A 21,347-nucleotide genomic window follows, 5' to 3' on the forward strand; every position below is an offset into this window, starting at 1 on the left:
GTGTTGGTTAATTTCATAGTGTTTCGGTGGTCATTGCGTTAGGGAAACGCCCGGTTACATTCCGAACCCGGAAGCTAAGCCTTTCAGCGCCGATGGTACTGCAGGGGGGACCCTGTGGGAGAGTAGGACGCCGCCGAACTCCTTTTAAATAGTTGAGCCCCGTGCCCTTGTGGCACGGGGCTTTTCTGCGTTGCCGACAGTTTTCTGATCCCCGCTGCTACCGTCCGGGCCGGCCCGGACGAGCCCGGGGGAAGGTTGATGATGGTGCATCAGGCGGTTTTGCGCACCCTCTGATTCAGGGTATGCTTTAGCTCGTTGCCGCAGGGCAGCAAGGCCCCAATAGCTCAGTCGGTAGAGCGTCTCCATGGTAAGGAGAAGGTCTGCGGTTCGATTCCGCATTGGGGCTCGTACAGACGAAAGGCCCCCGCCAAGTGGCGGGGGTCTTTCGCGTATGGGCAGGGCGGGGCGAGGTAGGCGGAAGAATTCTGCGTGCGCTCCTTGAACGTACATGGCAGGCTCCACGCATGTCGATCATTGGCGTGTCATCCGAGATGTCCATCGCGTACGAGAGCTTCGGTGACCCCGAGGACCCGCCCGTCCTGCTCGTGATGGGTTTCGGCGCGCAGATGCTCGGCTGGCACGAGGACTTCTGCCGGGCACTGGCAGACCAAGGCCGCTACGTGATCCGATACGACAACCGCGACTGCGGGCTGTCCACCAAGTTCGACGGTCACCCCGTCGACATGGGCGAGTTCATCGCAGCCGTCAGTTCGGGCGACTTTCCCACCGCCCTCGCGATGATTCCCTACCGCCTTCGCCACATGGCCGACGACGGTCTCGGGCTGCTCAGCGCGCTCGGTATCGAACGCGCCCACGTGGTCGGCGCCTCGATGGGCGGAATGATCGCCCAGACGATGGCCCTCTCCTGCCCGGAGCGCGTGCTGACCTTGACGTCGATGATGTCCTCGACCGGCGAGAGCGAATACGGCCGGTCCAGCCCGGAGGCACAGGCGGTGTTGTTCGCTCCTAAGCCCGCGGACCGCGAGGGATATATCGCGGCGGCGGAGAAGGAACTCGTCTGGGCCTCCCAGAGATACGGCAGCGCCGACATGCTGCGTGAGCTGGCTGCCGCGAGCTATGACCGCTCCTACTACCCGGCGGGGATCGGGCGACAGCTCGGCGCGATGATTCTCAGCGGTTCACGCGCGGACGCGCTCCGCGAACTGCGGACGCCGACGCTGGTGATCCACGGCCTCGACGACACGCTGATCGACCCCAGCGGCGGGAAACGCACCGCGGAACTGGTGCCCGGCGCTGGACTCCTGATGATCCCCGACATGGGCCACGACCGCCCCCGCGAGCTCTGGCCCCGGCTCATCGACGCCTTGGTGACGCACACCGGTCCGGCCGGCGGGGCCTAACCTGCCTGCGGCTCTGGTACGCGCATCGCCAGGATGGCCATGTCGTCCGAGGCCGGGTCCGCCGCGAACCGCTCGACCGCCCGCAGAATGCGTGCCGCCACCGCGCCCGCCGTCAGGCCCGTACACGTGGCCAGCACGTCCGCCAGGCCGTCGTCCCCGAGCATGCGGGTGCCCTCGCGGCGTTCGGTGACACCGTCGGTCACGCACAGCAGGACATCGCCGGGATCGAGAGTCACCGTCTGCTCGTACAGTTCCAGGTCCTCGATGACGCCCAGCAGCGGCTGCGGCTCGGCCGCTGCCTCGACCGACCCGTCCTGGCGCAGGCGCAGCGGCAGCGGGTGACCCGCACAGACCACCTTCAGGAGTGCGCTGCCGTCCTCCTGGGGCCACAGCTCGCCGTACAGCAGGGTCAGGAAGCGGCTGCGGGCGCCCTCGTCGAGGATGGCGGCGTTCAGCCGCTCCAGGACGGCGGGTCCGCCGAAGCCCTCGCGGGCGAGCAGGCGCAGGGCGTGGCGCGCCAGCCCCGTCACGGCCGCGGCCTCGGGGCCCGTGCCGCAGACGTCGCCGATGGCGAACCCGTAGGCGCCGTCCCGGATCGGGAAGACGTCGTAGAAGTCGCCGCCCACCTCGTTGCCCTCACCGGCTGCCCGGTAGATGACCTCGATCTCGACATTGGGCACGTCCGGCAGCCCCGGCGGCAGCAGGCTGCGCTGCAGGGACTGGCTGATCGCCATGCGCTCCGAGTAGAGGCGGGCGTTGTCGAGCGCCAGGGCGGCCCGGCGGGACAGGTCCTCGGCCAGTTCCAGGATCTCCTGGCGGAAATGGTCGTCGGACGGTTTGCCGAGCGTGAGCATGCCGATGACACGGTTGCGGGCGACGAGCGGGAGGACCACCGTCTCCCCGCCCACCGCGGCAGCTGTCGCGAGCGTCGTACGGATACCCGCACCCAGGCTGCCCGCGTCACCGAGGCCGATACTGCGCATCGAAGTGCGCAGGGCTGCCTGATGGGCCGCCTCAGAGGGGGCCGACCAGGAGCGGGCGCCGGGGGCCGGCACCGGATCCGGCGGGGCGATCTTGGAGAGGAGGGCCTTGAGGCCGTCGATGAGCTCCTCGTCCTCGTGCAGCACGTACGAGAGGTACGGGTCGGAGGACTGGTCGGCGATCGTGTAGACGGCGCACCAGGTGGCCAGGGTGGGGACCGTCATCTGAGCCATCAGGGCCAGGGTCTGGTCCCGGTCGAGCGTTCCGGCCAGCAGGTCCGACGCCTCGACGAGGAAGGAGAGCGAGCCGCGTCGCAGCCGTTCCAGTTCGCCCAGGCGGGCCGATTCGACGGCCAGGGCGATGCGGTCGGCCGCGAACTGGAGGCGCAGGGCCTCCTCGTTCGAGTACCGCCCCGCGGCCTCCGCCGCGACGCCCAGGGAACCCGTCAGACGGCCCTCGACCTTCAGCGGAACGGTGACCACCGAACGCATACCGGTGTTGCCCAGCAGCGGGACGGCGCCCGGGACGGCGTCGAGGTCCTCGTGGACCGCGGGCATGCGGGCCGAGCCGTACCGTCCGGTGCCGGCCTCCACGGGGACGCGGGCGAAGCGCTGACGGGCCGAGGGGAGGCCGGTCGTCGCCCGTACCTCCAGCTCGGTCTCGTCGTCCGTGGCCAGCAGCAGGAACGCGGCGTCGGCGTCGAGCATGTCGCGGGCTCGTTCGACGGTGCGCTGGAGCAGGCCGTCGAGGTCGTCGGGGGCGGGGGAGCCGATGAAGACCTCGAAGGGGTCCGTCTTGCGGCTCTCCGTGCCGTTGTCGGTGACCGGGGTGCGTACCGGTGACTGGAGCACGGCGCGCTCGTAGTCGCGGACCAACAGGCAGACCGTCGAGGGCTCGCCCCGGGTGTCCCGTACGCGCAGGTGGGAGCCGTAGACCGGGATGGTGCGGCCGTCGGCGCCCCGGATGCCGTAGCTGCCCTCCCAGCGGGAGAGGCGGAGCGCGTCGGCGATACCGGTGTTGGTTCCGGGGGTCTGCGGCCAGGCGGTGAGGTCGGTGAGCTGCTTGCCGCTGACTTGCTCCGCGGCGTATCCGAACAGGTACGCGGCGTCGTCGTTCCACGCGGCGATGGCGCCGAGGCTGTCGATCTGGACGACGGCGACCCGAACGCGTTCGTCGGTGACCGGGAGCAGGTCGACGGGGAGCAGCGGGCCCGCGGAGCGGATGCCCACCGGACGGTCGGGGAGGTCGAGCTGGAACCAGACGTGCTTGTGCGCGGGGGAGTACTCGACGCCCCAGCGCGAGGCGAGCGCGGCGCACAGGAGCAGGCCGCGGCCGCCCTCGCGGTCCGGGCTGCCGAAATCGGGGCCGGTGGACTGGAGCGGGATCTCCCGTTCCGGATAGTGGTCCGAGATCTCGACCCGGACGCCGTCCTCCGTACGAAGGCACAACACGTCCGCCGCGGTGCCCGCGTGGACCACGGCATTGGTGACCAGCTCGCTGGTGAGGACGACGGCATCGTCGACGACGTCGGTGTATCCCCACCCCTGGAGGGTGTCGCGGACAAAGGCGCGGGCGGTCGCGACGGAGCGCCCGACCGGGTCGAAGGTGGCAGCCGCGCGCGCCGTGATCACAGCACTCCCCATATGGTGTCTCGTCGCTTCCCCGAGTCCTGTGCCCGTTTCTAGCCGCTTCGATTCGCTTGCCAGGCTAGACGCTCCCTTCGGGTACCGGGTACACGAGGGCAGACTTGGGGCGAGGACGGACGGATACGGGCCTGTGACCGGACAAGTGTGGGCTTCCCTGAGAAGGGATGTGGGACAACCATGGGACGCTCCACCCCGACCGGTTCCGGCCTGGTAGGTTTCAACGATTTGACGTCCGCATAGTCACCCGTCAACGGTGTGCTGTGGCGGTGAGCCATTGAGGATCTGGGCAAGCTCCCAGAGAAGACCCGAGCGATACGGTCAACCCTGCGGGAGGGACACGGTGGAGTCTGGCGTGGCGGCGCGGGGAACAGGCACGCGCACTAAAGGCGGACAGTCCGTGAAGAAGCAGCGCAATGGAACCATCGAAGTCGACGCCGCAGCGCTCAACAGACTGCTGGCCGGTCTGGTGGCCATGCGTGACGGTAATTTCCGCAGGCGCCTGACCGTCTCCGGCGATGGTGTGATGGCGGAGGTCGCCGCCGTCTTCAATGAGGTCGCGGACCGCAATGTCCACCTCACGGGTGAGCTCGCCCGGGTTCGGCGGGTCGTCGGACGGGAGGGCAAGCTCACCGAGCGGCTGGAGACCGGCGCCTGTGAAGGGTCCTGGGCCGCCGCGATCGACGCCTCCAACGAGCTCGTCGACGACCTCGCGCGCCCCGTCTCCGAGGTCGGGCGGGTGCTGTCGGCGGTGGCCGACGGTGACCTGGAGCAGCGGATGGAGCTCCGCTCGCACACCACCGACGAGACGGTACGGCCGCTGCGGGGCGAGTTCCTGAAGGTCGCCCGTACGGTCAACAACCTCGTCGACCAGCTGTCGGCGTTCACCGAGCAGGTGACGCGGGTCGCGGTCGAGGTGGGGACCGAGGGCAAGCTCGGCGGGCAGGCCCAGGTGCGCGGCATGTCCGGGTCCTGGAAGGACCTCACGGACTCCGTGAACACCATGGCGTACCGGCTGACGGCGCAGGTGCGGGACATCGCCCTGGTGACGACGGCGGTCGCCAAGGGCGACCTGTCCCGCAAGGTCACCGTCCATGTGGCCGGCGAGATGCTTCAGCTGAAGAACACCGTGAACACCATGGTCGACCAGCTGTCGTCGTTCTCCTCCGAGGTGACCAGGGTCGCCCGCGAGGTGGGTACCGAGGGTGAGCTGGGCGGGCAGGCGACCGTGCCGGGCGTGGCCGGGGTGTGGAAGGACCTCACCGACTCCGTCAACACGATGGCGGGCAACCTCACCTCCCAGGTGCGCGGCATCGCGGAGGTGACGACGGCGGTCGCCAACGGCGACCTGTCGCAGAAGGTCCGGGTGAGCGCGCGCGGCGAGGTCGCCCAGCTCGCCGAGACCATCAACCAGATGACCGAGACGCTGCGCACCTTCGCGGACGAGGTCACCCGGGTGGCCAGCGAGGTCGGCGGCGGGGGTGTGCTGGGCGGACAGGCGCAGGTGCCGGGTGCCGCCGGGACGTGGAAGGACCTCACCGACTCGGTGAACACCGTCTTCCGCAACCTGACGACCCAGGTGCGGGACATCGCGCAGGTGACCACGGCGGTGGCCAGCGGCGACATGACGCAGAAGGTCACCGTCGACGTGGCCGGCGAGATGCTCGAACTCAAGAACACCGTCAACACGATGGTCGACCAGCTCCAGTCGTTCGGCTCCGAGGTGACCCGGGTGGCCCGGGAGGTCGGCGTCGAGGGGCGGCTGGGCGGTCAGGCCGAGGTGCCCGGTGCGGCCGGCACCTGGAAGGACCTCACGGACTCCGTGAACACGGCGTTCCGGAACCTGACGGGCCAGGTGCGCGACATCGCGCAGGTGACGACGGCGGTGGCCAACGGTGACCTGTCGCAGAAGGTCACCGTCGATGTCGCGGGCGAGATGCTCGAACTGAAGAACACCGTGAACACGATGGTGGCGCAGCTGTCGTCGTTCGCGGACCAGGTGACGCGGATGGCGCGGGACGTGGGCACGGAGGGCCGCCTCGGCGGTCAGGCGCGCGTCGACGGTGTCTCCGGCACCTGGAAGGAGCTCACCGACTCCGTCAACTTCATGGCGGGGAACCTGACCTCCCAGGTGCGCCAGATCGCCCAGGTGACCACGGCGGTGGCGCGGGGCGACCTGTCGCAGAAGATCGACGTGGACGCGCGCGGCGAGATCCTGGAGCTGAAGAACACCATCAACACGATGGTCGACCAGCTGTCCGCCTTCGCCGAGCAGGTGACCCGGGTGGCCCGCGAGGTGGGCACGGACGGGCGGCTCGGCGGTCAGGCGCAGGTGCCCGGCGTGGCCGGTGTGTGGCGCGATCTGACCGATTCGGTGAACGGCATGGCGGGGAACCTCACCGCTCAGGTCCGTAACATCGCGCAGGTCGCCACGGCGGTGGCGCGCGGTGACCTGTCGCAGAAGATCGACGTGGACGCGCGCGGCGAGATCCTGGAGCTGAAGAACACCCTCAACACGATGGTCGACCAGCTGTCGAACTTCGCGGAGCAGGTGACCAGGGTCGCCCGTGAGGTGGGCACGGAGGGCATTCTCGGCGGCCAGGCCGAGGTGCAGGGCGTGTCCGGTACGTGGAAGGACCTCACGCAGTCCGTCAACGGCATGGCGAACAACCTGACCCTTCAGGTCCGCAACATCGCGGAGGTCACCACCGCGGTCGCCAAGGGCGACCTCTCCAAGAAGATCACCGTCGACGCCAAGGGCGAGATCCTCGAACTGGTCACGACCGTCAACACCATGGTCGACCAGCTGATGAACTTCGGTGACGAGGTGACGCGGGTCGCCCGTGAGGTGGGCACCGAGGGCATCCTCGGCGGACAGGCCCGGGTGCGCGGCGCCACGGGCATCTGGAAGGACCTCAGCGAGAACGTCAACCTGATGGCCAACAACCTGACCAGTCAGGTGCGGAACATCTCCCGGGTCTCGTCCGCCGTCGCGAACGGCGACCTGACGAAGAAGGTCACCGTCGAGGCGCGTGGCGAGGTGGCCGAACTGGCGGACACCGTCAACACGATGGTGACGACCCTGTCCTCGTTCGCGGACGAGGTGACCCGGGTCGCCCGCGAGGTGGGTACCGAAGGCGAACTGGGCGGCCAGGCGCGGGTTCCCGGGGTCGCGGGTACCTGGAAGGACCTCACCGAGTCCGTGAACTCGATGGCGTCCAACCTGACCGGTCAGGTGCGCCAGATCGCCACCGTCACCACGGCCATCGCTAAGGGCGATCTCACCAAGAAGATCGACATCGATGCGCGCGGCGAGATCCTGGAGCTGAAGAACACCATCAACACGATGGTGGACCAGCTGTCCTCGTTCGCCGAGCAGGTCACCAGGGTGGCCCGCGAGGTGGGTACCGAGGGGCAGCTGGGCGGCCAGGCACGCGTCCGCGGTGTCGACGGCACATGGCGCGACCTCACCGAGTCGGTGAACGAGATGGCCGGAAACCTCACCCGTCAGGTGCGCGCCATCGCGGCCGTGGCCACCGCGGTGACCCGCGGCGATCTCAATCTGAAGATCGATGTGGACGCGGCCGGCGAGATCCAGGCGCTGCAGGGCAACATCAACACGATGATCGCCAACCTGCGCGACACCACGGCGACGAACAAGGAACAGGACTGGCTCAAGGGCAACCTCGCCCGGATCTCCGGTCTGATGCAGGGGCGGCGCGACCTCGACGACGTCGCCTCGCTGATCATGAGCGAGCTGACCCCGGTCGTCTCCGCCCAGCACGGCGCGTTCTTCCTGGCCATGGCCACCGGCGACACCGACGCGCTGGGTGCGGAGGGCGACAGGGAGGGGGCGTACGTGCTCCGGATGCGGGGCAGCTACGGCTACTCCGCCGGCTCCATGCCCACGTCCTTCCGGCCAGGTGAGACGCTCATCGGCACCGCCGCGGAGGAGAAGCGGACGATCCAGGTGGACAACGTTCCGCCGGGTTACCTGAAGATCTCCTCCGGCCTCGGTGAGGCGCCGCCCGCGCATGTGATCGTGCTGCCGGTGCTCTTCGAGGGGAAGGTCCTCGGAGTGATCGAACTGGCCTCGTTCCAGCCGTTCACCCATATCCAGCGGGACTTCCTCAACCAGCTCGCGGAGATGATCGCCACGAGCGTCAACACCATCAGCGTCAACACGACCACCGAGAAACTGCTGGAGCAGTCGCAGGAACTGACCGAGCAATTGCGCGACCGCTCACAGGAGTTGGAGAACCGGCAGAAGGCCCTCCAGGCGTCCAACGCGGAACTGGAGGAGAAGGCCGAGCTGCTCGCCCAGCAGAACCGCGACATCGAGGTCAAGAACACCGAGATCGAGGAGGCGCGGCAGGTCCTGGAGGAGCGCGCCGAGCAGCTCGCGGTCTCGATGCGCTACAAGTCGGAGTTCCTGGCGAACATGTCGCACGAGCTGCGTACGCCACTCAACTCGCTGCTTATTCTGGCCAAATTGCTGGCGGACAACGCCGAAGGCAATCTGTCACCCAAGCAGGTGGAATTCGCCGAGACGATCCACGGCGCGGGGTCCGATCTGCTGCAGCTGATCAACGACATCCTCGATCTGTCGAAGGTCGAGGCGGGCAAGATGGATGTCAGCCCGACCCGGATCGCGCTGGTTCAGCTCGTCGATTACGTGGAGGCGACATTCCGCCCGCTCACCGCGGAAAAGGGGCTGGACTTCTCCGTCAGGGTGTCGCCGGAGCTGCCGGCCACGCTGCACACCGACGAACAGCGGCTCCTCCAGGTGCTGCGCAACCTCCTTTCCAACGCGGTGAAGTTCACCGACAGCGGCGCTGTCGAGCTGGTGATCCGGCATGCGGGGGCGGAGGTGCCGAACGCCATCCGCGAACAGCTGCTGGAGGCAGGTTCGCTGCGTGACGCCGATGCCGATCTGATCGCGTTCTCGGTGACCGACACCGGTATCGGGATCGCCTCCAGCAAGATGCTGGTGATCTTCGAGGCGTTCAAGCAGGCGGACGGCACGACCAGCCGCAAGTACGGCGGTACGGGTCTGGGCCTCTCCATCAGCCGGGAGATCGCCCGCCTGCTGGGCGGCGAGATCCACGCGGCGAGCGAGCCGGGACGGGGCTCGACGTTCACGCTGTACCTGCCGCTGCACCCGAGTGAACTCCCGCCGCAGGGCTACCCGCAGATCGGCCCCGGGCCCATCGAGATGCATGGTGCCGGGGTCGAGAGCGGGCGGCTGCCCGAGGCCGGGCAGGGGCTCGGAGAGGGCTTCCCGGACTTCGGACGGGAGATGGGCCAGCAGGGGAGCGGCCACGATCAGAGCGGCGCCGCAGGGCTGTTCAGGCGCCGCCGCAAGGCGCTGGGCGGCTCCGGGCAGCAACCCGCGCTGCCGCAGGCCCCCGCGGCTTCCCAGGCACCCAGGAGCGCTCCGCAGGAGCCCTGGACGCCCGCGGTCCAGGAGGAACCGGCGGTCCGCAGGACGTTCCGGTTCAACGGCGAGAAGGTGCTGATCGTCGACGACGACATCCGGAACGTCTTCGCGCTCACCAGTGTGCTGGAGCAGCACGGACTGGCCGTTCTGTACGCGGAGAACGGGCGCGAGGGGATCGAAGTCCTCGAGCAGCACGACGATGTGACGGTCGTACTGATGGACATCATGATGCCGGAGATGGACGGTTACGCGACGACCTCCGCGATCCGCAGGATGCCGCAGTTCGCCGGGCTGCCGATCGTCGCGCTGACGGCCAAGGCGATGAAGGGCGACCGGGAGAAGGCGATCGAGTCCGGCGCCTCCGACTACGTCACCAAGCCGGTCGATCCTGATCATCTTCTTTCCGTCATGGAGGGTTGGATGCGCGGAGAGTGATCGCCGATTGAGCGAATCGATGATGATTTGTTGATCGAGTGTGTCCGAAGTGGTGTGGGAAGGCGGTATCCGGGGAACCTTTTGGTCTCTCGCCGCGTTTCTGGTATGTGCACAGTGACATCGCGGTGACAGGGTGTGGTGACGGGCGGGGTGCGGCTACCATGACCGGCACAAGGACGGACGGCGTAAGGGAGTCGTCCCCTGGGGCGGCGCCCGGTGCAATTCCGGGGCGAGGAGGACGGGCCATGGTGCCGAAGGCCAAGATCCTCCTGGTCGATGACCGGCCGGAGAATCTGCTGGCGCTGGAGGCCATCCTCTCTGCGCTCGATCAGACACTGGTGCGGGCATCGTCAGGGGAGGAAGCGCTCAAAGCGCTGCTCACGGACGACTTTGCGGTCATTCTGCTGGATGTGCAGATGCCGGGCATGGACGGTTTCGAAACCGCCGCGCACATCAAGCGGCGGGAACGGACCCGGGACATCCCGATCATCTTCCTCACCGCGATCAATCACGGTCCGCATCACACCTTCCGGGGTTATGCGGCCGGCGCGGTGGACTACATCTCGAAGCCGTTCGACCCGTGGGTGCTGCGGGCGAAGGTCTCGGTCTTCGTCGAGCTGTACATGAAGAACTGCCAGCTCCGCGAGCAGGCCGCGCTGCTGCGGCTCCAGCTCGAAGGCGGCGTGCCCGCGGGCGCGAACCACGAGAAGGAGCCCGCCGGCCTGCTGGCCGAACTCTCCGCGCGGCTCGCGGCCGTCGAGGAGCAGGCCGAGGCGTTGTCCAAGCAGCTCGACGACGAGTCTGCGGACGCCGGAGCGGTGGCCACCGCCGCTCATCTCGAACGGAAGCTGACCGGGCTGCGCCGGGCGCTGGACGCCCTGGAGCCCGGCACCAACGGCGGACCGTCCCCGCTCACCTCGTAACGTGCCGGGCCGCGGCGCGTACCGCCCTTGCCCGTCAGGTGTCTTCGGGCCGAGGCCGCGACAAGTGCCCGGCGAGGCGGGCCGGTCGGCGCTCCAGGTGGGGCGCGGAGCGGGTGAGGGCGCGTCAGTTCGCGTCCGCCGAAGGACGACACGGTCGGGTGAACGGGCCCGCGCACGTGTTCACCACCGCGGACAACGGTAACCTCGGCCCATGGCCTCACGTACGTCCGGCAAGGGTTCCCAGGGCACGGCGGGCACCGCGAAGCGCGTCGGCGGTGGCCCGGGTCCGGCGAAGAAAGCCGCGCCCGCGAAGAAGGCGGTCGCCAAGAAGAGCGCGCCCCCGAAGAAGGCTCCCGCGAAGAAGGCGGTGGCCAAGAAGGCGGTCGCGTCCAGACCGGCGCCCTCACCCACCGGTGGTGTGTACCGCCTGGTGCGCGCGGTCTGGCTCGGCGCGGCCCACGCCATCGGCGCGATGTTCCGCGGCATAGGGCGCGGCGCCAAGGGGCTCGACCCCGCACACCGCAAGGACGGTGTCGCGCTGCTGCTCCTCGGCCTCGCGCTGGTCGTCGCCGCGGGCACCTGGTCGAATCTGCGCGGTCCCGTCGGCGATCTCGTCGAGATGCTCGTCACCGGCGCCTTCGGCCGGCTCGACCTGCTGGTGCCGATACTGCTGGGCGCCATCGCCGTACGGCTGATCCTCTATCCCGAGAAGCCCGAGGCCAACGGCCGGATCGTCATCGGGCTGTCCGCACTCGTCATCGGGGTGCTCGGCCAGGTCCACATCGCCTGCGGATCACCCGGGCGCGAGGACGGCACGGAGGCCATGCAGGACGCGGGCGGCCTGATCGGCTGGGCCGCGTCCAAACCGCTGATCTTCACCATGGGCGAGGTGCTCGCCGTCCCGCTGCTCCTGCTGCTCACCGTCTTCGGGCTGCTGGTGGTCACGGCGACGCCGGTGAACGCCATCCCGCAGCGGCTGCGGCTGCTCGGCGTCCGGCTCGGGATCGTCGACCCCGTGTACGACCCGGAGGCGGAGGACGGGTGCGACGACGAGCGGTACGACGAGCAGTGGCGCGAGGCGCTGCCCGCCCGCTCCCGGCGCACCTCCCGGCGTGCGGAGGCGCCCGAGGGGTCCGACGAGGTGTACGACACCGACCGCGTCGAGGCCGAGGCACTCGCCAAGCGCCGCGGCCGGCCGCGCAGGCCCTCCGTGCAGCCCGCGATGAACCGCACCATGGACGCGGTCGACGTCGCGGCCGCCGCTGCCGCCGCGCTCGACGGCGCCGTGCTCAACGGCATGCCGCCCTCGCCCGTCGTCGCCGACCTCACCCAGGGCGTCTCCGTGGACCGTGAGCGCGCCGGCACCCCGGTGCCGGGGGCCAGGGAGGCGGAGCCCGCGCCGAGGCCGGGCGAGAGGAGGCCCGGCGAGAAGGCGTCCTCGCCCTCCGGCGGCGTACCCGACCTGACCAAGCCGGTGCCCGAGCGCTCTGAGCCGCAGGTGCTGCCGGCCCGCGCCGAGCAGCTCCAGCTGTCGGGCGACATCACGTACTCGCTGCCCTCGCTCGATCTGCTGGAGCGCGGCGGCCCCGGCAAGACCCGCAGCGCCGCCAACGACGCGATCGTCGCGTCGCTGACCAACGTCTTCACCGAGTTCAAGGTCGACGCGGCCGTCACCGGCTTCACCCGTGGGCCGACGGTGACGCGGTACGAGGTGGAGCTCGGCCCGGCCGTGAAGGTCGAGCGGATCACGGCGCTCGCCAAGAACATCGCGTACGCCGTCGCCAGCCCCGACGTCCGGATCATCTCCCCGATCCCGGGGAAGTCGGCGGTCGGCATCGAGATCCCCAACAGCGACCGCGAGATGGTCAACCTCGGAGACGTGCTGCGACTCGCGGACGCGGCCGAGGACGACCACCCCATGCTGGTCGCGCTCGGCAAGAACGTCGAGGGCGGCTACGAGATGGCCAACCTGGCGAAGATGCCGCACGTCCTGGTGGCCGGTGCGACGGGTTCCGGAAAGTCCTCCTGCATCAACTGCCTGATCACCTCGGTGATGATAAGGGCGACGCCGGAGGACGTCCGGATGGTGCTGGTCGACCCCAAGCGCGTCGAGCTGACCGCGTACGAGGGCATTCCGCACCTGATCACGCCGATCATCACCAACCCGAAGAAGGCCGCGGAGGCCCTTCAGTGGGTCGTGCGCGAGATGGATCTTCGCTACGACGATCTCGCCGCGTTCGGGTACCGGCACATCGACGACTTCAACCACGCGGTGCGCACCGGAAAGCTCAAGACTCCGGAGGGCAGCGAACGGGAGCTGTCGCCGTACCCGTATCTGCTGGTGATCGTCGACGAGCTGGCCGACCTGATGATGGTCGCCCCGCGCGACGTCGAGGACTCGATCGTCCGCATCACCCAGCTGGCCCGCGCCGCCGGTATCCATCTGGTGCTCGCCACCCAGCGGCCCTCGGTGGACGTCGTCACGGGCCTGATCAAGGCGAACGTGCCCTCCCGGCTCGCCTTCGCGACCTCGTCGCTCGCGGACAGCCGGGTCATCCTCGACCAGCCCGGAGCCGAGAAGCTCATCGGGAAGGGTGACGGGCTGTTCCTGCCGATGGGGGCGAACAAGCCGACCCGGATGCAGGGCGCCTTCGTCACCGAGGACGAGGTCGCCGCAGTGGTCCAGCACTGCAAGGACCAGATGGCCCCGGTGTTCCGCGAGGACGTGGTGGTCGGCACGAAGCAGAAGAAGGAGATCGACGAGGACATCGGCGACGACCTGGATCTGCTCTGCCAGGCCGCCGAGCTGGTCGTCTCCACCCAGTTCGGCTCCACGTCGATGCTCCAGCGCAAGCTGCGGGTGGGCTTCGCCAAGGCCGGCCGGCTGATGGACCTCATGGAGTCCCGGAACATCGTCGGACCCAGCGAGGGATCCAAGGCGCGCGACGTCATGGTCAAGCCGGACGAGCTCGACGGGGTGTTGGCGCTGATTCGCGGGGAAACCGGTTCGTGAGGGTTTTGCGGGCAACCGTTTCGCCGGGTCGTACGTCAAGTTGAAGGGAGGGACAGCAGAGTGTCCTTCCGAGGGGCGGTCCGGCGCATCGGAGTCTGTTCGAATCTGATGGCGTACAAAGTGCTCCCTCCCGGTTGCCCCACCCTTTCATACCCCCCCTAGACTGAACATCCAGCAGGTGGCTCACGCTCGAAAGGCGCCCCCGTGTCCATCGGCAACTCCCCCGAAGACGACCGGCCTTCGATCGGTCGAGTGCTCCAGCAGGCTCGAATCGCCGCAGGTCTCACGGTCGAAGAGATCAGCACGTCCACCCGGGTGCGCATCCCCATCGTGCACGCGATCGAGGACGACGACTTCTCCCGCTGCGGCGGCGACGTGTATGCGCGCGGCCACATCCGTACGCTGGCACGTGCCGTCTCCATCGATCCGGAACCGCTGGTCTCGCAGTACGACGGCGAGCACGGCGGCCGTCCCTCGCCCACCCCGGCGGCTCCGCTGTTCGAAGCCGAGCGGATCCGTTCCGAACCCCGGCGGCCCAACTGGACCGCGGCCATGGTCGCGGCCATCGTCGCCGTGGTCGGGTTCGTCGGCTTCACCTTCTTCAAGGGCGGTGACGAGCCCTCGACCGCCGGCCGGGTCGCAGAGGGCCCGACGTCCGACAAGATCACCCCCAAGCCGGCGAGCAGCAAGCCCGCCGATCCCAAGCCGGCCCCCTCCGACAGCGCCATCGCCGCGGCGCCGCAGGACAAGGTGACGGTCAAGCTCAGCGCCAGTCAGGGCAAGAGCTGGATCTCCGCCAAGGACCACAACGGCCGACTGCTCTTCGACGGGCTGCTCCAGCAGGGCCAGTCCAAGACGTTCCAGGACAAGGAGCGGGTCGACCTCGTCCTCGGTGACGCCGGTTCTGTCGAGCTCTTCGTCAACGGCAAGAAGGTCGAGGACCAGTTCCAGCCCGGTCAGGTCGAGCGGCTCTCGTACACCAAGGGTGACCCCGAGGTCGGCTGACCCGGTACTCCACGGCTCACGCACAGCGGCGAGCGCCCGGCCACCACGCCGGGCGCTCGCCGCTTTGTCACTCCCTGTGACCGAGGAACCTGCACGGTGGGGCCAGTGCCGGGACAAAGTAGTCTTGAGCCCATGCCCGAACGCCGTACCGTCGCCCTTGTCACTCTTGGCTGCGCCCGTAACGAGGTGGACTCGGAGGAGCTCGCAGGCCGCTTGGCAGCGGACGGCTGGGAGCTCGTCGAGGATGCCTCCGATGCCGATGTCGCCGTGGTCAACACCTGTGGATTCGTCGAAGCCGCCAAGAAGGACTCCGTCGATGCCCTGCTCGAAGCCAATGATCTGAAGGACCACGGCCGTACCCAGGCCGTCGTCGCCGTCGGCTGTATGGCCGAGCGCTACGGCAAGGACCTCGCCGAGGCCCTGCCGGAAGCGGACGGAGTCCTCGGATTCGACGACTACGCAGACATCTCGGACCGCCTCCAGACCATCCTCAACGGTGGCATCCACGCCTCCCACACCCCGCGCGACCGCCGCAAGCTCCTGCCGATCAGCCCGGCCGAGCGCCAGGACGCCGTGGTGGCCCTTCCCGGCCACGCCCAGGAGGCCGAACCGGCCCCCGCCGATCTCCCGGAGGGCATCGCCCCGGTCTCCGGACCCCGGGCACCCCTGCGCCGCAGGCTCGGCACCAGCCCGGTCGCCTCGGTGAAGCTGGCCTCCGGCTGCGACCGCCGGTGCTCCTTCTGCGCCATCCCGTCCTTCCGCGGCTCCTTCATCTCGCGCCGCCCCTCGGACGTCCTGGGCGAGACCAGGTGGCTGGCCGAGCAGGGGGTGAAGGAGGTCATGCTGGTCTCCGAGAACAACACCTCGTACGGCAAGGACCTCGGTGACATCCGGCTGCTGGAGACGCTGCTGCCGGAGCTCGCGGACGTCGACGGGATCGAGCGCATCCGGGTCAGCTATCTGCAGCCCGCCGAGATGCGGCCCGGCCTCATCGACGTGCTGACCTCCACGCCTAAGGTCGCGCCGTACTTCGACCTCTCCTTCCAGCACTCGGCCCCCGGCGTGCTGCGGGCGATGCGCCGGTTCGGTGACACCGACAGCTTCCTCGAACTGCTGAACACCATCCGGAGCAAGGCGCCGCACGCCGGTGCGCGCTCCAACTTCATCGTCGGCTTCCCCGGTGAGACCGAGGCGGACCTGGCGGAGCTGGAACGGTTCCTCACCGGTGCGCGCCTCGACGCCATCGGCGTCTTCGGCTACTCCGACGAGGACGGCACGGAGGCGGTCGGCTACGGCAACAAGCTGGACGCCGACACCATCGCGGAACGGCTCGCGCACATCTCGCAGCTGGCCGAGGAGCTGACCTCCCAGCGGGCCGAGGAACGCGTCGGGGAGACGCTCCAGGTGCTCGTCGAATCGGTCGAGGCGACCGAGGACGAGTCACGGGCCGTGGGTCGCGCGGCGCACCAGGCCCCCGAAACGGACGGCCAGGTGCTCTTCACGGGACGCGAGGGACTCGTCCCGGGCCGTATGGTCGAGGCAGAGGTTGTGGGCACCGAGGGCGTCGACCTGGTGGCCGAATGCCGTGAGCTTGCGGAGGTAGCCAGATGACCGGAGCGCCGGCATCCGCGACAGGGGGATCCGGCGCTACGCCGGTCCGCGGCGGGAAGCTGGGCACTGCGGCCGTCAGTCAGGCGAGCCTGTGGAACATCGCCAATCTCCTGACCATGGCGCGGCTGGTGCTGGTCCCCGGCTTCGTCATGCTGCTGCTCCACAACGGCGGATACGACCCGGCGTGGCGCTCCTTCGCCTGGGCGGCCTTCGCCATCGCGATGATCACCGACCTGTTCGACGGGCATCTGGCGCGTACGTACAACCTGGTCACCGACTTCGGGAAGATCGCCGACCCGATCGCGGACAAGGCGATCATGGGCGCCGCGCTGATCTGCCTGTCGTACCTGGGCGATCTGCCCTGGTGGGTCACGGGCGTGATCCTCTTCCGCGAGCTCGGCATCACCGTGCTGCGGTTCTGGGTGATCCGCCACGGGGTGATTCCGGCCAGCCGCGGCGGCAAGATGAAGACGCTGTCGCAGGGCATCGCCGTCGGGATGTACGTGCTGGCGCTGACCGGACCGCTGGCTACGCTGCGGTTCTGGGTGATGGCGGTGGCCGTCGTGCTGACGGTCGTCACCGGTCTGGACTATGTGCGCCAGGCCATTGTTCTGCGTCGACAGGGGCTGGCGGCGGAACGGTCCGCGGCGGCGCAGGAGGCCGTCGAGGCGGCTGCGGAGGCGCCCGGGGGCGCCGGGGGCGCGGACCGGGTCTCCGGGACCTCAGGGGCCCGTGGTGCGGCGGAGGCAGAGCGGTGACAGCCGCGGCCCGGGTGCTGCGGCTGCTCGTCGAGCGGGGTGAGACGCTGGCCGTGGCGGAGTCGCTGACCGGCGGACTGGTCGCCGCGGAGTTGACGGCCGTACCCGGTGCCTCGCAGTCCTTCCGCGGATCCGTGACGGCCTACGCGACCCCCCTCAAGAGTGAAGTCCTGGGTGTGGATCCGGCCCTTCTCGCGTCACGCGGCGCGGTGGACGCCGAAGTGGCCCGCCAGATGGCGGCGGGCGTACGCCGGGTCCTGGGTGCGGACTGGGGCCTGGCCACCACCGGAGTAGCGGGCCCCGAGCCGCAGGACGGCCGGCCGGTGGGAACGGTCTTCGTCGCAGCCTGCGGGCCTGATGGCGAGGCGAAAGTGGCCACACTGAGGTTGAACGGCGGACGAGCGGACATCCGTAATGAGAGCGTACGGAGCGTGCTCGATCTGCTCTCCGGCGAACTCGGCGGGTACGCGAGCGCACAGGATACGGAACAGATCGGGGGGAATTGATGTTTGCAGCCCTGAGTGAACACGACATCGCTCCCCGCACGGCCGCGGCGCTAGGCGGTACGGTGGGGCGTGAAGGATGCGGCTACGCGGTCCGAGGAGGGAGCCACCGATGATTCTGCTCCGTCGCCTGCTTGGTGACGTGCTGCGTCGGCAGCGCCAGCGCCAAGGCCGTACTCTGCGCGAAGTCTCCTCGTCCGCCCGAGTTTCGCTCGGCTATCTCTCCGAGGTGGAGCGGGGGCAGAAGGAGGCATCCTCCGAACTGCTCTCCGCCATTTGCGACGCGCTTGACGTACGGATGTCCGAGCTCATGCGTGAAGTGAGCGATGATCTGTCGCTGGCTGAACTGGCCGAGTCGGCAGCAGCCGGCGATCCGGTACCCGTACCGGTGCGCCCCAGGCTCAATTCCGTCTCTGTTTCGTCGGTGGCTGGTGTACCGACGGGACGGGTGACCATCAAGGCGCCTGCGGAAGCGGTGGATGTCGTCGCCGCCTGACCCGCTCGGTTCGGTGTGAAGCCGGAGCCCCGGTCCTCCCCTCAGGGGGTGGGCCGGGGCTTCTGTGTGTTGTCCGCACGATGCCGGGCAGGTGCTCTCTGTGAGACCGGGGAACGATCTCGTCCAGAGATTCCCCCGAATGACCGTTTTGCTTCGTCTGTGCCATCGTGGATGGTGCTGAACGGAACGGATACAGATCGGAGACGTGCATGTCTGTGGTGAAGAGCCCGCTGTCCGAGGCCGACCTCAAGTCTGTCGGCGGTGCGCTCCAGGGCGCCCTGGTGGACCTCGTCGACCTCTCCCTGGTCGCCAAGCAGGTCCACTGGAACGTGGTGGGGCCGCGCTTCAGGTCTGTGCACCTTCAGCTCGACGAGGTCGTGGACACCGCCCGCCAGCACTCCGACACGGTTGCCGAACGAGCCTCCGCGCTCGGCGTCAATCCGGACGGGCGGTCGGGGACGATCGCCCGGACCACGGCCATCGACTCCGTGCCCGAGGGCTGGGTCAAGGACGTGGACGCGGTGCGCACGCTGGTAGACGCCCTCGGTGTGGTGATCGGCCGGATGCGGGAGCGGATCGAGCTGACCGGCGACCCCGACCCGGTCAGCCAGGACATCCTGATCACGCTGACCGCTGATCTCGAGAAGCACGCGTGGATGTTCCAGGCCGAGAGCGCCTGAGCCCACGCCCCCCATTTCCCCTTCCATTCGAGGAGTAGCCATGACTGACAACGGAGCGAAGGACAAGATCACCGGCAAGGCCAAGGAGGCCATGGGCAAGATGACCGGTGACCGCCGCAAGGTAGCGGAGGGCAAGACGGACCAGGCGAAGGGCAAGGCCAAGGGTGCCGTGGGCGATGCCAAGGGGCACGCCGAGGGCGTCAAGGACTCCCTGACCGACGACGACAAGAGCTGAGGCGCGTGAGGTACGGCGTGAGGCGTGAGCTCTGCGCCTGAGGCGTGAGGTCTGCGCCTGACGCTGTGCGTGTGCCTGTGCCTGTGCTTGTGCTTGGACGCGGAGCCCCCACCGGAGACGGTGGGGGCTCTGCTCTGGATGCGGCCCCGGCGGAGCCGGGTGAGACTGCGAGGGTGTGCGCCTGCGCCGTGCGCGCCGGTACTGCACCGGTGCGCTCTCCCATTGGGTGATCAGGCCGGACATATTGCCGGGAGGTACTGGGTTCGGCCGGAGGAGGCAGCCATGGTACGGCGATGGGTGCCGGCGCTCGTTCTCGGCGGTGTGTGGTGGTGGGCGGTGCTGCGGCTGATGCTGGAGCCGCAGCACACCGGGGTGGTCGAGGGAGCGGTGGCGGCGGGCGGCTGGGGGCTGAGCCTCCTGCCGGTGCACGTGGCCGCGACCGCCCGGCCGACCGGGATATTCGACGCGGGCACCGGCCTGCTGCGGCGGTGCGCCGCGGGTGCGCGGTCCTGGTGGGCGGGCACGGCGGCTACCAGGGCATGGCGACGCCGCCGTTCGGGCGGAGGATCTGACCCGTCATGAAGGCCGAGGCGTCGGACGCCAGGTGCAGCACCGTGTGCGCCACGTCCATGGGTTCCCCGACCCTGCCCAGCGGCGAGATCCGCGCCATCGTGGCCTCCGCCCGGTGCTGCTGCTCCGCGTCGTGGCGGGCGGTCATGGGGGTGCGGACCCAGCCCGGCGCGACGGCGTTGACCCGAATGGCGTGCGGCCCCAGTTCGGTCGCCAGGGTCTTGGTCAGCTGGACCACCGCGGCTTTGGCCGTGCTGTAGCAGAGCAGCCCCGGGCTCGCGGAGTCGACCGCACCCGAGGCCATGGTGATCAGGGATCCGGGGGCCTCGCGGGCGAGCATGGTGCGGGCCACCTCCTGGCAGGCGTACAGCACGCCCTTGAAGTTGACCGAGAGCACACGATCGAGGTCCTCGTCGGCGGTCTCCAGAACGCTGCTGGTGTGCATGATCCCGGCGACGGCGGCCAGGATGTCGAGATCTCCGGCCGCCGCGACGGCGGCCCGGACCTGATTGCGGTCCGTGACATCCAGCGGGTGCGTGTGGGCTTCGCCACCCGCCGCGATGATCAGTTCCAGGGTCTCCTGGAGGCCCTTGGCGTCGAGATCCGCGCAGTGGACGGTGGCGCCCGCCTCCGAGAGCAGGACGGCGCAGGCGCGGCCGATGCCGCCTGCCGCGCCGGTGACGAACGCGGATCGGCCGGTGAGGTCGTACGCGGCAAGGGACATGACGGGACCGTACGACCGAATCTGACGGCTCGTCAACTAGGGCGTGGGGCCGGATTGGCAGTGTGGACACCAGTAGGCGGGCCTGGCGTCCTGCTCCGCCGTACGGATCGGAGTCCCGCAGCGCAGACAGGGGCGGTGGGTTCTGCCGTAGACCCAGAGGTTCTCGCTCGGGCGGCCGGCGCGGAACGGCTGACCGGTGGCGGTGCGGGGGTGTGCGCCGGTGGTGGTCCGGGCGCGTGCGCCGGTGGTGGTGATACGGATCGGGCGGTCACGGTTGGCTTCGAGGAGCTGGTGGGCGGTGCTCGCCAGAAGGGGGGCCGTGGCGGCGGGCAGCTCACCGATGGGGAGCCAGGGCGTGGCACGGGCCAGGAAGCACAGCTCGGCCTTGTAGATGTTGCCGATGCCGGCCAGGTTGCGCTGGTCCAGAAGAGCCTCACCGAGCGGGCGGGCCGGGTCGGCGAGGAGATTGCGCAACGCCGTACCGGCGTCCCAGTCGGGGCCCAGAAGATCGGGGCCGAGATGGCCGACCGCCTGCTCCTCGTCCGCGGTGCGCAGGAGCTCCAGGACCGGGAGGCGGTAACCGACGGCCGTGTGCGCGGTGTTGGCGAGGACGGCGCGGATCTGGTGTGCGGGGCCGCCGCGCCAGCGCTCTTCTGGGCCGTAGATCCGCCAGGCGCCGTCCATCCGGAGATGGCTGTGGAGGGTCAGGCCGCCCTCGAAGCGGGTCAGCAGATGCTTGCCGCGCGAGATGGCGTCGAGCACGGTCCGGCCGGTGAGGTCGGCGGTGGCGAAGCGAGGAACGCGGAGGTCGGACCGGGTGAGGACCTGGCCTGCGAGCGCCTGGTGCAGACGTCTGGCGGTCTGCAGGACGGTATCTCCTTCGGGCATGCCTCCATGATGCGGGGCGCG

The 21,347-nt window shown here is 69.2% G+C and carries 15 protein-coding genes, 1 tRNA gene and 1 rRNA gene; 14 read left to right on the forward strand and 3 right to left on the reverse strand.

Translation table 11 applies throughout. The annotated features are described in order from the left end of the window. The first annotated feature begins 22 nt into the window (after positions 1-22). The 3 genes from rrf (at position 23) to OG892_RS30085 (ending at position 1,421) form a co-directional block, all read left to right on the forward strand. Positions 23-139 (forward strand): 5S ribosomal RNA (rrf, locus tag OG892_RS30075). A 194-nt stretch (positions 140-333) separates the two neighbouring features. Beyond that, positions 334-406 (forward strand) — tRNA-Thr (locus OG892_RS30080). 118 nt (positions 407-524) lie between these two features. Then, entirely contained in the window at positions 525-1,421 is an 897-nt protein-coding gene (locus tag OG892_RS30085) for an alpha/beta fold hydrolase (RefSeq protein ID WP_371630741.1), read from the forward strand. Here the strand turns inward: OG892_RS30085 and OG892_RS30090 are convergent. Continuing rightward, complete coding sequence (locus OG892_RS30090; RefSeq protein WP_073737768.1) at positions 1,418-4,033, reverse strand: SpoIIE family protein phosphatase; 2,616 nt, start codon at positions 4,031-4,033, stop codon at positions 1,418-1,420. The genes OG892_RS30085 and OG892_RS30090 overlap by 4 nt on opposite strands. A gap of 412 nt (positions 4,034-4,445) precedes the next feature. On the opposite strand from OG892_RS30090, the gene OG892_RS30095 reads away from it, so the two are divergent. The 11 genes from OG892_RS30095 to OG892_RS30145 all read left to right on the forward strand — a co-directional run bounded on the left by OG892_RS30095 (position 4,446) and on the right by OG892_RS30145 (position 19,726). Next, complete coding sequence (locus OG892_RS30095) at positions 4,446-9,920, forward strand: HAMP domain-containing protein (protein ID WP_073737767.1); 5,475 nt, start codon at positions 4,446-4,448, stop codon at positions 9,918-9,920. Positions 9,921-10,165: 245 nt separating this feature from the next. Next, positions 10,166-10,843, forward strand: a complete 678-nt coding sequence (locus tag OG892_RS30100; protein WP_073737766.1) for a two-component system response regulator — start codon at positions 10,166-10,168, stop codon at positions 10,841-10,843. A 211-nt stretch (positions 10,844-11,054) separates the two neighbouring features. Continuing rightward, a complete protein-coding gene (locus OG892_RS30105) occupies positions 11,055-13,856 on the forward strand; it encodes a DNA translocase FtsK (protein ID WP_371630742.1) in 2,802 nt (933 codons plus the stop codon). Between the two features lie 204 nt (positions 13,857-14,060). Beyond that, entirely contained in the window at positions 14,061-14,861 is an 801-nt protein-coding gene (locus OG892_RS30110) for a helix-turn-helix domain-containing protein (protein WP_073737765.1), read from the forward strand. A 132-nt stretch (positions 14,862-14,993) separates the two neighbouring features. Continuing rightward, positions 14,994-16,472, forward strand: a complete 1,479-nt coding sequence (gene rimO / locus OG892_RS30115; protein WP_073737764.1) for a 30S ribosomal protein S12 methylthiotransferase RimO — start codon at positions 14,994-14,996, stop codon at positions 16,470-16,472. Next, complete coding sequence (gene pgsA / locus OG892_RS30120) at positions 16,469-17,230, forward strand: CDP-diacylglycerol--glycerol-3-phosphate 3-phosphatidyltransferase (RefSeq protein WP_073737763.1); 762 nt, start codon at positions 16,469-16,471, stop codon at positions 17,228-17,230. Before rimO ends, pgsA begins: the two co-directional genes overlap by 4 nt. Continuing rightward, positions 17,227-17,736, forward strand: coding sequence for a CinA family protein (locus OG892_RS30125; RefSeq protein ID WP_073737762.1), 510 nt, complete (start codon positions 17,227-17,229; stop codon positions 17,734-17,736). Before pgsA ends, OG892_RS30125 begins: the two co-directional genes overlap by 4 nt. A 109-nt stretch (positions 17,737-17,845) precedes the next feature. Then, complete coding sequence (locus OG892_RS30130) at positions 17,846-18,229, forward strand: helix-turn-helix domain-containing protein (RefSeq protein ID WP_024492760.1); 384 nt, start codon at positions 17,846-17,848, stop codon at positions 18,227-18,229. A gap of 209 nt (positions 18,230-18,438) precedes the next feature. Continuing rightward, complete coding sequence (locus tag OG892_RS30135) at positions 18,439-18,909, forward strand: Dps family protein (protein WP_073737761.1); 471 nt, start codon at positions 18,439-18,441, stop codon at positions 18,907-18,909. A 40-nt stretch (positions 18,910-18,949) separates the two neighbouring features. Continuing rightward, entirely contained in the window at positions 18,950-19,144 is a 195-nt protein-coding gene (locus tag OG892_RS30140) for a CsbD family protein (protein ID WP_073737760.1), read from the forward strand. 282 nt (positions 19,145-19,426) lie between these two features. Then, positions 19,427-19,726 carry a hypothetical protein gene (locus OG892_RS30145; protein WP_073737759.1) on the forward strand — a complete coding sequence of 100 codons (300 nt, stop codon included), beginning with the start codon at positions 19,427-19,429 and terminating at the stop codon, positions 19,724-19,726. Here OG892_RS30145 and OG892_RS30150 read toward each other — a convergent pair. Beyond that, the gene (locus OG892_RS30150; RefSeq protein WP_371630743.1) at positions 19,674-20,438 is read right to left on the reverse strand and encodes an SDR family NAD(P)-dependent oxidoreductase; all 765 of its coding nucleotides are present in this window, start codon (positions 20,436-20,438) and stop codon (positions 19,674-19,676) included. The genes OG892_RS30145 and OG892_RS30150 overlap by 53 nt on opposite strands. Before the next feature lie 36 nt (positions 20,439-20,474). Next, positions 20,475-21,326, reverse strand: coding sequence for a DNA-formamidopyrimidine glycosylase family protein (locus OG892_RS30155; RefSeq protein WP_371630744.1), 852 nt, complete (start codon positions 21,324-21,326; stop codon positions 20,475-20,477). Positions 21,327-21,347 lie beyond the last annotated feature (21 nt).

This window comes from Streptomyces sp. NBC_00341, from assembly GCF_041435055.1.
Lineage (GTDB): Bacteria > Actinomycetota > Actinomycetes > Streptomycetales > Streptomycetaceae > Streptomyces.

Bases quoted from the DNA above. Each gene is read 5' to 3' on its own strand.
- OG892_RS30085 (WP_371630741.1), top strand. From the start codon at position 525: ATGTCGATCATTGGCGTGTCATCCGAGATGTCCATCGCGTACGAGAGC.
- OG892_RS30100 (WP_073737766.1), top strand. From the start codon at position 10,166: ATGGTGCCGAAGGCCAAGATCCTCCTGGTCGATGACCGGCCGGAGAAT.
- OG892_RS30105 (WP_371630742.1), top strand. From the start codon at position 11,055: ATGGCCTCACGTACGTCCGGCAAGGGTTCCCAGGGCACGGCGGGCACC.
- rimO (WP_073737764.1), top strand. From the start codon at position 14,994: ATGCCCGAACGCCGTACCGTCGCCCTTGTCACTCTTGGCTGCGCCCGT.
- pgsA (WP_073737763.1), top strand. From the start codon at position 16,469: ATGACCGGAGCGCCGGCATCCGCGACAGGGGGATCCGGCGCTACGCCG.
- OG892_RS30130 (WP_024492760.1), top strand. From the start codon at position 17,846: ATGATTCTGCTCCGTCGCCTGCTTGGTGACGTGCTGCGTCGGCAGCGC.
- OG892_RS30135 (WP_073737761.1), top strand. From the start codon at position 18,439: ATGTCTGTGGTGAAGAGCCCGCTGTCCGAGGCCGACCTCAAGTCTGTC.
- OG892_RS30140 (WP_073737760.1), top strand. From the start codon at position 18,950: ATGACTGACAACGGAGCGAAGGACAAGATCACCGGCAAGGCCAAGGAG.
- OG892_RS30145 (WP_073737759.1), top strand. From the start codon at position 19,427: ATGGTACGGCGATGGGTGCCGGCGCTCGTTCTCGGCGGTGTGTGGTGG.
- OG892_RS30150 (WP_371630743.1), bottom strand. From the start codon at position 20,438: ATGTCCCTTGCCGCGTACGACCTCACCGGCCGATCCGCGTTCGTCACC.
- OG892_RS30155 (WP_371630744.1), bottom strand. From the start codon at position 21,326: ATGCCCGAAGGAGATACCGTCCTGCAGACCGCCAGACGTCTGCACCAG.